The sequence below is a fragment of the Photobacterium sp. GB-36 genome (assembly GCF_003026135.1).
Lineage (GTDB): Bacteria > Pseudomonadota > Gammaproteobacteria > Enterobacterales > Vibrionaceae > Photobacterium.
In genome coordinates this window covers 30227-44603 of record NZ_PYNY01000012.1, presented here as the reverse complement: position 1 = coordinate 44603, position 14377 = coordinate 30227, and the positions used below count along the sequence as shown (strand labels likewise).

General features: G+C 42.5%; 10 protein-coding genes. 6 read left to right on the top strand and 4 right to left on the bottom strand.

The genetic code is table 11. The features are described from left to right. The first annotated feature begins 116 nt into the window (after positions 1-116). Both C9J46_RS12330 and C9J46_RS12325 read left to right on the top strand, forming a co-directional pair. Positions 117-1790 (top strand): AAA family ATPase, encoded by a 1674-nt coding sequence (locus tag C9J46_RS12330; protein ID WP_199190632.1) that lies wholly within the window; start codon positions 117-119, stop codon positions 1788-1790. Next, positions 1790-2746 carry a general secretion pathway protein GspB gene (locus tag C9J46_RS12325; protein WP_107290962.1) on the top strand — a complete coding sequence of 319 codons (957 nt, stop codon included), beginning with the start codon at positions 1790-1792 and terminating at the stop codon, positions 2744-2746. Before C9J46_RS12330 ends, C9J46_RS12325 begins: the two co-directional genes overlap by 1 nt. An 83-nt stretch (positions 2747-2829) precedes the next feature. Here the strand turns inward: C9J46_RS12325 and C9J46_RS12320 are convergent, their stop codons facing one another. The 3 genes from C9J46_RS12320 to C9J46_RS12310 all read right to left on the bottom strand — a co-directional run bounded on the left by C9J46_RS12320 (position 2830) and on the right by C9J46_RS12310 (position 5543). Continuing rightward, the gene (locus C9J46_RS12320) at positions 2830-3447 is read right to left on the bottom strand and encodes a TIGR04211 family SH3 domain-containing protein (RefSeq protein ID WP_107207655.1); all 618 of its coding nucleotides are present in this window, start codon (positions 3445-3447) and stop codon (positions 2830-2832) included. Between the two features lie 116 nt (positions 3448-3563). Then, positions 3564-4832 carry an inorganic phosphate transporter gene (locus tag C9J46_RS12315; protein WP_107207656.1) on the bottom strand — a complete coding sequence of 423 codons (1269 nt, stop codon included), beginning with the start codon at positions 4830-4832 and terminating at the stop codon, positions 3564-3566. 30 nt (positions 4833-4862) lie between these two features. Then, positions 4863-5543, bottom strand: a complete 681-nt coding sequence (locus C9J46_RS12310) for a TIGR00153 family protein (RefSeq protein WP_107207657.1) — start codon at positions 5541-5543, stop codon at positions 4863-4865. 185 nt (positions 5544-5728) lie between these two features. On the opposite strand from C9J46_RS12310, the gene C9J46_RS12305 reads away from it, so the two are divergent. Then, positions 5729-7243 (top strand): inorganic triphosphatase, encoded by a 1515-nt coding sequence (locus C9J46_RS12305; RefSeq protein WP_107207658.1) that lies wholly within the window; start codon positions 5729-5731, stop codon positions 7241-7243. A gap of 66 nt (positions 7244-7309) precedes the next feature. Here C9J46_RS12305 and C9J46_RS12300 read toward each other — a convergent pair whose 3' ends face one another. Continuing rightward, entirely contained in the window at positions 7310-8104 is a 795-nt protein-coding gene (locus C9J46_RS12300) for a potassium channel family protein (protein ID WP_107247479.1), read from the bottom strand. Positions 8105-8234: 130 nt separating this feature from the next. On the opposite strand from C9J46_RS12300, the gene C9J46_RS12295 reads away from it, so the two are divergent. From C9J46_RS12295 to hldE, 3 genes are all read left to right on the top strand, one after another. Then, a complete protein-coding gene (locus C9J46_RS12295) occupies positions 8235-9815 on the top strand; it encodes a methyl-accepting chemotaxis protein (protein ID WP_107207660.1) in 1581 nt (526 codons plus the stop codon). A 123-nt stretch (positions 9816-9938) separates the two neighbouring features. Continuing rightward, positions 9939-12836, top strand: coding sequence for a bifunctional [glutamate--ammonia ligase]-adenylyl-L-tyrosine phosphorylase/[glutamate--ammonia-ligase] adenylyltransferase (gene glnE / locus C9J46_RS12290; protein WP_107290961.1), 2898 nt, complete (start codon positions 9939-9941; stop codon positions 12834-12836). Positions 12837-12914: 78 nt separating this feature from the next. After that, complete coding sequence (hldE, locus tag C9J46_RS12285) at positions 12915-14345, top strand: bifunctional D-glycero-beta-D-manno-heptose-7-phosphate kinase/D-glycero-beta-D-manno-heptose 1-phosphate adenylyltransferase HldE (protein WP_045083504.1); 1431 nt, start codon at positions 12915-12917, stop codon at positions 14343-14345. Positions 14346-14377 lie beyond the last annotated feature (32 nt).

Below are 14377 nucleotides of genomic sequence, written 5' to 3'. Positions count from 1 at the left end.
TAACCCAATCAATACCCATGATAATAAATACCGCAATGTTGACGGGTATTTTAGAACAAAAGAGCATTTAACCTCGTTAAACGGTTATCACTTATTTTAAGCACTAGAGTATTTCTATGTATCAAGACTTTTTCGGGATCACTGAAGCGCCTTTTTCTATCGTCCCTAGCGCACGTTTTTTATATCTCAGTGAACGACATCGAGAAGCATTGACACATATGTTGTCAGGATTAACCGATGGTGGTGGTTTTGGTTTATTAACGGGAGAGGTGGGTACCGGTAAAACCACCGTACTACGTGCGATGATTTCCCGGTTGTCACACCAAACACAAGTTGCTGTTATTTTAAATCCAGCGTTATCTGCTCATGATTTATTAGCTGCGATTTGTGATGAGTTAGGCTTACATTATCAATCTGACGCGAGCTTTAAACAGTTAACAGATATCATTTATCGCCACTTAATTGCGAATCATGCTGAAGGTCGACAAACATTGCTGCTGGTGGATGAAGCACAGCACCTTATGCCTGATGTATTAGAACAATTACGCTTATTGACCAATTTAGAAACGGACAGCAGAAAATTGCTTAAGGTCGTGTTAATTGGTCAGCCTGAATTACAGCAATTATTGCAACAAGAGCGTTTACGTCAGCTTGCTCAACGTATAACTTCTCGTTATCACCTGTTGCCCTTAACCGAAACCGAAGTGAGTGAGTATATTCACTACCGTTTAACTGCTGTCGATTGTTTATACCCTGTATTTGACGCAAGTAGCATCAAATATATTGCGAAAGCAACTCAAGGTATTCCGCGCTTAATTAATCTTGTGTGTGATAAGTCGATGCAATTGGCTTGTCAAGCCGGCACGCATCAAGTGACTAAAACAATGGCGGTTCAAGCGTGTGAAGATATTTTAAGTTGGCAAGTCCCTGTTCAGTCAAAAGCGCGCTTAAAAGGGGCTAAAACTGCGGCATCATGGCTCCCATGGGGAGTTGCTATGGCATTATGTTCAACATTAGTGATAGGGGTATGGCATTATTGGCCATTACCTGTCGCGCCAGTTGCATCACCGATAGCACCGAACCATTCGTCATACGCTGCGGTAAATTTGTCTGCCGTTGAGACATCGAGTGAGTTAAATAATCAGAAAATAACAACAGCCTTAAATCACCCAGAAAATACCCAAGAAAGGTTAGCGAAACTGATTGATGCGAGTCGTAAAGAGCGAACTTCGATGCAAACGTTATATCGTTTATGGGGCTTTGATACCGCATTAAATCAAGCAACATGTGCTACCAGTTCGCGGATCAGCTTGGCGTGTTTTAGTGGTAAAGCGACATTAGCAAAATTAGGATTAATTAACCGTCCCGTGATCGTAACTTTAAAAGATGGCGCGCAGAAGCCTTTTTACGCGGTGTTATACGCGATCACCGATGATCGTATTGAATTACTCTTAGGGAAAGAGCGAATTTCGGTGACACCAAAATGGTTTGAATCACGTTGGGATGGACAATTTAGTTTATTGTGGCGCCCACCATTAGGTGATAAAACCAGTATTCGTTTTGGACAGAATGGTCCACGCGTTGCGTGGCTTGACCAACAATTGAATGATTTTCTTGGTGAGGAGTCGCCAAGAAAAGGCTATTTTGATCAATCAATATTAGATAAATTGCGTCGTTTCCAACGTTCACAAGATTTAGCGGCTGATGGGATAGCAGGGCCAATGACACTTATGGTGCTGGATTCTGCGATGAACCTACCTGGACCAACGTTACAGCCGGAGCACAGCTAATGTCTCAATTGCTAGATAGTTTAAAACAATCAGATAATAAAAATACGGATCAGTCTGAACGAGAAGCGGGTCAAGGAACCGTTAAAGTTGTGCATCCAATGCGAAGTGTTAAAGCTCAGAAAATGCCAACATCATGGGCATGGCCACTTGTTATTGCATTACTTCCTGCCGCTTCAATTGTTGGATATAAGTTTTATCAGCAAGCCAAATATGAGCAGGTTCAAACAACAGCGCTGAGTGCACCGTTAAAGCAAGTACCTCAATCGCAACCCTCGACATCAACATATGATCAGCGAGTATTGCAAGCGCCAGCAGAGAGCCGTCAGGCGACTGTATTATCACCAAACAAAGACGTTGTTTTTCTGGATTATCCTCAATTGGTGACAGAGCCTCTTCCTGTTGGTGATAGCCTGTATTCAGCCGCGCCTGCTTATCAAGATTATGAAGTCGCAACGCCGACTCAATCTTATTTAGCGAATGCTTCTGCAGACAGTTATGCTGCGGTATCTAAACCTGTTGCAAAACAATCTGAAGATCAAGATCCCTATCAACTAGATAATTTAGATCTTTCTGGATTATCACCTAAGTTAGCCGCTCAGCTTAAATCCGCGATTGTGGCAACAGATGGCGAAAGTTATCAAGACAATGAACTGGATCGCAGTGGGGATAAAGTTGATGCTCAACCTTCAGTTAAAGCGCCTAAACAATCACAAAGTAAAGTGATCCCTATTGGCTTGCTACCAGCATCGATTCAAAACCAATTACCTAAAATGAACTTTGAGCAGCATATCTATTCGTCAGCCCCTGCTAAACGTTGGGTTAAGGTCAATGGTAAGGAATTTCATGAAGGGGACAGTATTGCGCCAGGCGTCAAATTAGCCCGTATCGAGTCACGTGATGTGGTATTAAAATTTGATGGTTACGAAATCAGTATGCCAGCATTATCAGAGTGGTAAATGCACGCTAACAAGAGATAATAAAAAAGGCAGCTTAGCTGCCTTTTTTGATCCAGATGTCGAGACCTCTGCCTCTTTGGTCATTATGCCCAACCGTTATTACGTTTACGACGGCGTGGGATAAGGTGAGGTAGCACAAGACCAAATAATAAGCCTGCACCTGCAACAAGGCCACCATAAGTGAACCACTTCATTAATAGGTCGTCTTTTTGAGTATCAATTTTTGCGCGAAGTTCACGGATTTGATCTTGAGATGAAGACAACTCGCTTTGCAGTTTATTATTGCGTGTTTCTAAATCATTAATCTGTGTATTACGTTGAGCTAGTGTGTTTTTAAGCCCAGCGTTTTGACTATCGCTTGAAGTAAGTGCTTCAGCAAGTTTAGCCTTAACTTCTGTTAATTCAGTTTGTAGCGCAGGAACACGCTCTTTTAGGCCAATTTCGGTTGAAACAAATTTTGAATCGACCCAACCACTACGACCACGGTCATCGGTTATTTGGGTAAAGCCTGCCGCTTTATTAGAGCTTAGTAGGGTAACTTTAGTACCTGCATCAACGCTACCAATTATACGGTATTGTGTGCCGGGGCCTGAATGCATATAGGTAAATAGGTTGTCGGAGATATAACGAACTTGTGCCGCATTTGCAATAGGCGCAATTGCCGCACAAATAAGTAAACAAAGACTAATGAGGTGCTTCACAATCTGATCCTTGGGGAGTCTTGATTTTGTTAAGGTCGTTGATAGTAAGAATTTTGGCAGGAAGGTGCAAGAAAAGAGGGAGGCTAAGCCTCCCTCTTTTGAACCTGTGCCACTATTTAACTAAATATGGCTTGCATAATGTAGAAGAAAATGACAGCAAGTAGTGCACCCGCTGGCAGAGTAACTACCCATGATGCAACGATGTTACGAACAACACCAAGATTCAATGCTGCAATACCACGAGCAAAACCCACACCTAAAACGGCACCAACAAGTGTTTGTGTCGTTGAGATAGGTAAACCTGTACCTGATGCCAGTACAACAGTCGATGCTGTTGCAAGCTGCGCAGCAAAACCACGGCTTGGGGTTAGTTCTGTGATACCTGTGCCTACGGTAGCCATTACTTTATGACCTAGAGTTGCGAGGCCGATAACAATACCGATACCACCTAGTGGAAGGATCCACCATGCAATTTCACTTTTATTTGCAATTTGGCCAGCATGCTCAACCGTAGAAACTACAGCAGACAAAGGACCAATCGCATTAGCTACGTCATTAGAGCCGTGAGCAAATGCCATTGCACAAGCGGTTACTACCATTAGTACGCTAAATACACTTTCAACACCGGCATAGCCATTACTATCAACAGAAGAGCCGTCGTCGGTGTATTTACGCTGAATGTATAAGTAACCTGCTACCATCACGAGTAGTGATACAACAAGTGATGCAACCCAAGCTTCACTGGTTGTTAAATGCAAACCAACGTGCTTTAGACCTTTCTTAATTGTTACTAGTGCAATGACCATCGCAGTAATAAACATGTAGACAGGAACAAAGCGCTTTGCATTTTTCAGTGGAGTATCAGTGTCAAAAATTAATTTTTGGGCGCTGATAAATATTAGGTAAGCAAAAATACCTGCAATAAGAGGGGTAATTAACCAGCTACCAACAATACCTTGGATTGAATGCCAATCCACTGCATTAGTACCAACAGACACACACGCAAAACCGATAATTGCACCGATAATTGAGTGAGTTGTTGATACTGGCCAGCCCATATAAGAAGCGAGCAGTAGCCATGTACCAGCAGCAAGTAACGCTGACATCATGCCGTATACCAGTACTTCAGGTTGGGCTGCATAGAGTGAGGTATCGATAACACCTTTACGGATTGTATCTGTTACTTCACCACCAGCAAGATAAGCACCTGCAAACTCAAAAATCATCGCAATGATGATTGCTTGCTTTACAGTTAGCGCCTTTGAGCCTACTGAAGTACCCATGGCATTGGCAACATCATTTGCACCAATACCAATCGCCATTAAAAGACCAAAAATAGCTGCCACTCCAATAATTAGAGTGCCGTAGTTAGCCAGGATTTCCATTGTAAAACCTTGTTTTGTTAATTCTCGTTATTAAGAACGCGAAAGCATAATCTCTAAACGCGAGCCTACACGCTGTGCTTGATCAGCAATTGCGCCTACCCACTCGAGAATCTTATACAGGAACATGACATCCACCGGGCTGTGTTGGTCTTCGATGGACATTAATTGTTGACGTAGAACAATCTGCATAGAATCAGTATCATCTTCGATAACATCTAGCTGATTAATCATTTCGGCAACAAGCGTCACTTCTCTGCCTTTGAAACCAGTCTCAAGAAGCTCATCCAATTCGTTAATTACACGGCGTGCTTGATCAGCAGCGTCTAAACATCGTTGAACGTAAGCGACAAAGTCTGGGTACATGATCGCAGGGATTTGTAGCTTACGACCTAAGACACGACCTGCGATATCTTTAGAGAGGTTAGCGAGTTTATCCTGCTGGGTTAACAGTCCTAACATATCAGTACGATCTACTGGCATGAAAAGACCACGAGGAAGCTTCAGACGGATCTCACGCTTAAGCACATCCGCATCTTTTTCAAGTTGCGAGATCTGTTCGCGTAAAGCAGCCGCCTTTTCCCAGTCTCCAGCATTACATGCTTCAAAGAATGGGATAAGCAAGTTACAACATTCAGTTACGCGAATAACGTGACGTTGCAGTGGTTTGATTGGGGATTTTGCAAAGAGCCCCATAATTGTATTTACTGGCATAGCCGATCAACCTAGAGAGCGCCCGAAAAAGGCTAAATCTTGAGCGATGGTCATTGAAGCGCGCATGTTAACGTATATATGAGTATAGTGGAACTAATTTTGATCAAGGTTTTATCGATATTTCTGACTTGCCCTTAAGCGCAGAAGCAAATATCCTTGGATTGCCACTGTTTATAGGTATAACTATGGAAACCGAGATAGAACTGAAGTTTATCGTCTCACCAGAATTTTCTAGTCAATTATTGAACAAAATAACTGAAGCGAAAATTCTGCAGCAGAGCAGTCGAGAATTAGGCAATATTTACTTTGATACGCCAGACCAATTATTGCGTCAGCATGATATTGGCCTTCGGATACGTCGTTTTGACGATGTTTATGTACAAACATTAAAAACTGCAGGTCGGGTCGTTGCGGGTTTACACCAGCGTCCTGAATATAATGTAGAAATTGATGGTGATGCGCCCATTTTGGCTTTACATCCAGCGGATGCGTGGCCAGAAGGTTTTGATGTTGATCTCGCTCAACAGCAAATTAAACCTTTATTCTCAACCGATTTCACCCGTCAGCAATGGTTAGTCGCCATGCCGGATGGAAGCCAGATTGAATTGGCCTATGATCATGGTGATGTCCATACTAATGGTAAATCATCGCCAATTTGTGAAGTTGAGTTAGAGCTTAAATCGGGTCAAACCGATGCTTTATTTACGCTTGCCCGTGCACTTTGTGCGGATGGTGGTATGCGATTAGGTAATTTGAGTAAAGCGGCTCGTGGCTACCGCTTAGCAGCAGATTATCAAGGTGATACACCAAAGCCTTTAACGCTGGTGGCAACGACTGAGCAAGATACGGTTGAATCGACGTTTATTAAAACGTTAGAGCACGCATTAGAGCATTGGTTATACCACGAACAAATTTATACTGAATCGCAAGATCAGCAAGCGTTAGTTCAAATCTCCCAATCATTAAGCTTATTGCGCCAAACCTTTGCAACGTTCGGCGGTATTATCCCGCGTCGTGCCAGTGCTTTGTTACGCCAAGAATTACAATGGTTAGAAGGTGAGTTAGCGTGGTTAGAGGATGCCAATAGTATTCAAGCGCTAACGGACGATAAATCTTATGTGTTGCGTAAGTTAAATGTCCGAAAATCACTACAACAGCAGTTAGATACGCGCTATGAACAGCTACCCGATAGCGAAGATATGCTGCGTTTGATGAACTCTGCACGTTATTGCGGTTTATTGCTTGATTTAAGTCGTTGGATATTAAGCCGTGGTTGGCAGCCGTTTTTAGATGATAAATCACGCGCAAAACTTGCTGGTGCGATTAAACCTTTTGCCGATAATATCTTATCTCGTTCATGGCGTGAGCTAATGGATGCTTTTCCTGCTGAGCGCCAATTAACCCGTTCTGATTACATTGATCAGAAACCACGTTTGCAACGGAATTTAATGTGTGGTTTATCTTTTGCTGCGCTTTACGATCCTGAATTACGTCAATCTTTCCGTATGCCATGGTTTGATTTATTGCAAGGCATTGACGACCTTTATGCCTTAGAGCCAATACGTCAGTTATTGCCGTTATTTGAAGGTGATGACTTTGTACAAATTGAGAAATGGTTGCAGCGTCAAAATGAATCATTGATCCATGCAATGGATCAAACACGTAAGATGAGTATTGAACTCGCGCCATATTGGCCTTAAGTGCTATAGAGAAAATAAAAGCCTTGCTCAAGCAAGGCTTTTTTATAGCGATATATTTTTGTTTTCTTAATGCTGGCTTGGTGTATTGGTGCTTTTCTCTTGTGATAGTTGATCAAGTTTTGTTTCCAAGCGATCTAATTTAGCCAGTAAGACTTGTTGATTGGCTAGCATTTCTCGCCATTCTTTTCGATGTGCTTTTTCGAGTAAGTCTTTTTCATGTTGTGGATCTGAAATGATTGAGCTTATCAAACCAGCCACCATACCAAATAAACCCACACCACAGATGATGATCCCGACAGCAATGATTCGACCTAATGTTGTAACCGGATAATAATCGCCATAACCCACGGTTGAGATAGTGACAAATACCCACCATAGTGCATCCCCTGCAGTATGAATGTTCGCTTCAGGGACATTGCCTTCTACAAATAAGATAGAACTTGCGCCAATAGTGATAAGGACCGTCAATAATAAGAAGATCGAAGCCAAAGTGGTTTCTCGGCGATTGTTTTGTAGCTGAAAGTAAATGTGTTTACTCGAACGTAATAAGCGAATAACGCGCAGAACTTGTAAAATACGCATAAAACGTAACGGTTCGATAGCGGGAATACTGGCGATAAAATCAGGCCAGTGGTGCTTTAGGTAGGCCGCTTTACTTTCACTTCTAAATAAATCTATCAGCAGTTGGCACCAGAAAATCAGGCAGATAAAAGTGTCTATGGCAATAAAAATACGAAACGTTGGACTGTGTTTATTGAGAAAAAGTGTGCTGGTCACAATGATAAGCGAGGTGATAGAGAGAACCAATGCCATCAAACTCATGGGATGTAGCTCATACTTTACGTCATCAATTACTTTCATCACTAAGGTCTTTGTGGTTATTGTCGATATATTGCTATTAAGAAAGACGATAGCAAAATTCATTGATAGTTATTGTGCTTCATCTTCATTTATTTGACTTGAAAATTGAAGGGCAATAAGGAGGATCCAAATGGCAACGATGCACTTTTCATCATGGGAAAAAGGACTAACAAATATCCGTCTTGTGCCCAAATTGATCCTATTAATGGTATTTAGTACGGTACTGCTACTTGGAAAGCAGTTATGGGATGCCCAAACATTTTATTCTGCAGTCTCACAAATCCAAAAAGATCGTGCCAAAGAACAAGCGGTTTCATATTCTAATTTATTGAAAGGTAATGATAAATCAGGTGTCGATATAGCAAAATCCTTTTTTAACCAAGTTTCTGCTCAAGACGCGTATGTTTATATCATTGATCGTAAAAGTGGCAAGGTTGTTGGGCATCCATCTGTAACGCAACTGGATCAACTCAGTGCAACAACGTCAGAAAATCAACCCTTGTCAGCTTTACTCTCTCAATTAACGATCTCTTCTCCACTAACGTTAGATCAAGGGCGTTATGAATATGCAGAATTACTTCCCCAGCGTGATTTAGTGGTCGTGGGCTCTCAGTCAAGCCAAGTTGCTAATAACTATTACCATCAATACTTATGGCAAATTGCATGGCAAACAGGGGTTATGATCCTTGCCTTTATGGTGCTACTACTGGGTGGTTCAAGGATAATGCTACGTCAAATTAATTACTTAAAACTAAGTATTAAAAATTTGGCACAACGTAATTTAATTGAGCCGATTGAGATGGATTGCCGTGATGAATTTGGTGATTTAGCACGTGAACTAGAAACCGCACGTTTTCAGTTACAGGAAGTATTGCAAGCTCAACGTACAGTGGCGAGTGAGCTTTCGAGCCTGTCCGATATTATGTCAATTAGTATGGTAGAGACGAAAGCGTCGGCACAAGAAGAGTTTGCAGAGATTGATCAATTAGCTTCTGCGATGTCAGAAATGACCTCTACGGTACAAACCGTCGCTGAACATGCAAGGCAAGCTTCTGATGCCACAGTTGGAACATCAGAGCAAGCAGCGCAAGGACAAGAGTTTGTAGGCAAAACAATGAGCACAATTAATCAGCTTTCTGGCGATATTCGTCAATCTGCTGATGCGGTTAATCAGGTCGAAGCACGCGTTGAGAAGATCAGCACAGTTATTGTGACAATCCAAAGTATTTCAGAGCAAACCAATCTACTGGCATTGAATGCTGCGATTGAAGCTGCACGCGCAGGCGATGCTGGACGCGGTTTTGCTGTTGTTGCCGATGAAGTACGTAATTTGGCGCAACGGACACAAACTGCAACGGTTGAAATTCAAGAGATGATCAGTCAATTACAACAAAGTGCCCAGCAAGCCGTGGGTTTGATGGAGCAAAGTGTTGAAGAGGCGGCTGAAGGGGTTGACTTGGTGACCAATGCTGGGGATGAATTAGAAAAAATTGTTGCACAAGTAAAGCTAATTAATGATATGAATTTCCATATTGCCACCGCAGCAGAGCAGCAAACAACGGTTGCTGATGAGATGAACCAGAATTTAACCAATGTACGAGAGCTGGTAGAAGCGTCGGTGACAGTGGTGACTGAGCTTGCTGAAACGTCAGATACCATGCACCAACATGCTAATGATTTAGAAACAAAAATTAAGGCATTTCAGGTGTAACTCATCGCCTCGTGTAATGAGATAATCAGTAATGTATAAAATTATAACGCCCATCATTTGATGGGCGTTTTTCTATGCTAATGTAGAAACAATTCTGTCAGATTACTTGTTCAAGGAAAGCACATGACTGTAGAAAAGAGCGCTTTTTTTCCTAATATTTCTCGTTTTACTTCTCTGGCTGATGCCGCTGATCTTGCTATTCATAAACTTGCCGAACATCACCCTGAAGCGTTAGCGCAATGGCAAGGGCAAGATAGAGAAGAGCTGCGTTCAGTTTTAGGCTTAAGTGATTTTATTTTTTCGTCATTAGTGCAAGATCCTGAATGGCTAACTTGGCTACTGCATCATCGTCAGCATCTTGAATCGATTGATTACCGCCAGTGCTTATCTGAGCAGTTAAATGATGTGAAAGATGAAAACCAATTAATGCATGTGTTAAGGCAATTTCGTCGTCGACAAATGTGCCTTATTGCTTGGCATGACTTTACTAATGTTGTCCCGTTAAAGCAGAGTTTAGAGTCTTTATCGCAGCTTGCTGAAGCGTTGATCATGGAAGCCTACCATTGGTTATATCGTCAATGTTGTGCTGATTGGGGCACACCAATGAACGCAAGCGGTGAAGCTCAACCTATGTTGGTATTAGGGATGGGTAAACTGGGTGGTGGAGAGCTAAACTTTTCTTCTGATATCGATCTTATTTTTACCTATCCAGAAAATGGTGAAACACAAGGTGGGCGTCGAAGTCTTGCCAATGCGCAGTTCTTTACCCGTCTAGGACAGAAGTTGATTAAAGCGTTAGATCAACAAACTTATGATGGCTTTTGTTATCGCGTTGATATGCGTTTACGTCCTTTTGGCGACAGTGGCCCATTAGTGATGAGCTATGCTGCCCTTGAAGATTATTACCAAGAGCAAGGACGTGATTGGGAACGTTATGCGATGATCAAAGCGCGCGTGATGGGCAAAGAAAGCTTTAGCCAGTATCAAGAATTACGTCAAATGCTACGGCCCTTTGTTTTTCGTCGTTATATCGACTTCAGTGCTGTACAAGCTTTGCGTCGCATGAAAGCGATGATCAGCAGTGAAGTCAGACGTCGAGGACTTAGCAATAATATTAAATTAGGCGCTGGTGGGATCCGAGAGGTTGAATTTATCGCCCAGTCATTTCAGTTGATCCGTGGTGGACGTGAACCGAGTCTGCGAGGACGAGGATTACTGCCCACCTTATCAGCGATGAATGAATTAGGTTTATTGCCATCACAAGATGTGGCTGTGTTACAAGATGGCTATTGTTTCTTGCGCCGTTTAGAGAATTTACTCCAAGCAATCGATGATAAACAAACCCAAACGTTACCAGATAAAGCACTTGGTCAAGCACGTTTAGCGTGTGCAATGGGATATGCTGATTGGGCTGCTTTACTGCAAGATGTCGAATCTCATATGTCTGCAATTCACTTGATTTTTGAAGATATCATCGGTGTGGAGGAGCAAGATGATCAAGCAAGTGTTGATGCTCAATACCATGAAATGTGGGCAATGGTGCTCAATTATGAAGTCTTACTCGCGATCCTTGCTGAATTAAATGAGCCAGCATCCATTGAGTTAGCAGAGCACTTAATTGGTTTTAAAGCTGAGCTATCTAAACGTACATTGGGCCCCCGTGGGCGCGAAGTGTTAGCTCGCCTAATGCCCGAAGTATTATCACAGGTTGTGATGCGAGATGATGCGACTCAACTGTTACCGCGTTTAACCAAACTGATCATTCGGATCGCAACACGTACCACTTATCTTGAGCTATTGGTTGAACACCCAGCCGCTTTACAGCAATTGATTCGACTTTGTGCAGCAAGCCCAATGGTTGCCGATCAGCTGGCGTTATATCCACTTTTATTAGATGAATTACTCGATCCACAGCACCTTTATAAGCCGACAGAGCTCACCAGTTATAAAGACGAATTGCGTGAATATCTTGCTCGTATTCCAGAAGAAGATATGGAGCAGCAAATGGAGGCGATTCGACAGTTTAAACAAGTTCAGTTGTTGAAAATTGCAGCGGCTGACATTGCTGGTATTTTACCTGTGATGAAGGTTAGTGATCACTTAACTTATTTAGCTGAAGCGATTGTTGCAGCTGTAGTGAACCAAGCATGGTTACAAATCGCTCAGAAATATGGTGAGCCGAGCCACTTAGTTGAACGACAGGGGAAAGGGTTTGGTGTTGTGGGCTATGGTAAAGTTGGTGGTTGGGAGCTTGGTTATGGATCTGATCTTGATTTGGTTTTTATGCATGATTGCCCTGATAATGTTTATACCAACGGCCTTAAAGAAATAGATGGCCGTCAATTTTATTTACGTCTAGCGCAACGGATCATTCACCTATTTTCAACTCGAACCGCATCAGGCGTGTTATATGAGGTTGATATGCGGTTACGTCCATCTGGTGCATCAGGGTTATTGGTCAGTACCGTCACCGCGTTTGCTGATTATCAGCAGCAAGAGGCGTGGACATGGGAGCATCAGGCGCTTGTTCGTGCTCGCATGATTTATGGTGACCAACAATTGCAGCATGCCTTTGCCGATGTTCGCCAGCAGATATTATCAATTCCTCGCAAACGAAATGAATTAGCCAAAGCCGTTGTCGAGATGCGCCATAAAATGCGTGATCATTTAGGTAAGAAAAAAGCGGGAATGTTTGGTTTAAAACAAGATAAAGGTGGGATCACCGATATTGAATTTCTCGCCCAATTTCTTGTGTTAGCGAATGCTGCTGAGCAACCTGACGTAACTCGTTGGTCTGATAATATCCGTATATTTTCATCAATGACGCAAGAAGGCATCATTTCTGCTGAGGATGCAAAATTACTCCAGCATGCTTACTGTGAAATGCGTAATGAAACCCATAAGCTTAATTTATTAGGATCAGATGCGTATGTATCTGATAAACAATTTGTTGAGCTACGAGAAAATGTTGAAGCGATCTGGCTGCAAATTTTAGAGCCAATCAATAGTGATGATAATTAACGGAATAACATTGTCCTGATGCATCTTGATTTTAGTTTATGCTAGTATTTGAGCGTTTTCATATTCCCGGAGAAAAAAATGAAACTGACCCTTCCTGATTATAACCAAGCAGGTGTCTTGATTGTTGGTGATGTCATGCTAGACCGTTATTGGACAGGTCCTACAGGGCGAATTTCACCAGAAGCGCCAGTACCTGTTGTTAAGGTTGATCAGATTGAAGAGCGCCCGGGCGGTGCCGCTAACGTTGCAATGAATATTGCAGCATTAGGTGGGCATGCAAAATTGATTGGTTTAACGGGCATTGACGAGCAAGCGAAAGCGCTGACTGAAAAGTTATCTTCACTGAACGTTTATTGTGATTTTGTTTCACTGCCTAACTATCCGACAATTACCAAACTTCGTGTAATGAGTCGTGGGCAACAGTTGATCCGTTTAGACTTTGAAGAAGGTTTTCATAACGTTGATCCCGCACCGATCATTGCGCGCATGAAGCAATCCTTAACGGATGTGAAAGCCGTCATTTTATCTGATTATGCGAAAGGTGTATTAGAGCACGTTCAAGGTATGATCCAATTAGCGCGCGAAGCAAATGTGCCTGTGTTAATTGATCCAAAAGGTTCGGATTTTGAACGTTACCGTGGCGCCACACTGCTTACACCAAACTTATCTGAGTTTGAAGCGGTTGTTGGTAAAGTCACGTCAGACGAAGACTTAGTTGAGAAAGGGTTAGCCCTTATTGAAAAGTTTGATTTTGAAGCCTTGTTAGTCACTCGCTCTGAGCATGGCATGACGTTACTTGAAAAAGGCAGTGAGCCTTTACATATGCCAACGCAAGCGCAAGAAGTGTATGACGTAACAGGTGCTGGTGACACGGTGATCTCAGTGCTTGCCGCTTCATTATCTGCAGGTAAATCGTTATCAGATGCGTGTAAATTAGCCAATGCTGCGGCTGGTGTCGTTGTCGCGAAGTTGGGTACATCAACCTTATCTACTATTGAATTAACAGATGCCATTCATGGTAGTCAAGACAGTGGTTTTGGTGTTATTTCTGAGCCTCAATTAATTCAAGCCGTAAAGTCAGCACGTGCGCGTGGTGAGACGGTAGTTATGACAAATGGTTGTTTTGATATTTTACATGCCGGTCATGTTGCTTATTTAACTGAAGCGGCAAAATTAGGCGATCGTTTAATTGTTGCGGTGAACTCTGATAGCTCAGTTAAAGGTTTAAAAGGCCCTGGTCGTCCAGTCAATCCAGAAGACCGTCGTATGGCGGTATTGGCAGGTCTTGGTGCAGTTGATTGGGTGGTACCGTTTACCGAGGAAACACCACAACGTTTGATCAGTGAAGTGCTGCCGAGCCTTTTGGTGAAAGGTGGCGATTATAAACCTGAAGAAATTGCGGGTGGTAAAGAAGTTGTGGCAGCTGGTGGTCAAGTACTGGTACTTAACTTTGAAGACGGCTGCTCTACATCCAAAATTATTGAAGCGATCCGTGGTGGTCGTGGCTAATAAATTATAGCGACAAAAATCGCAGATAATAA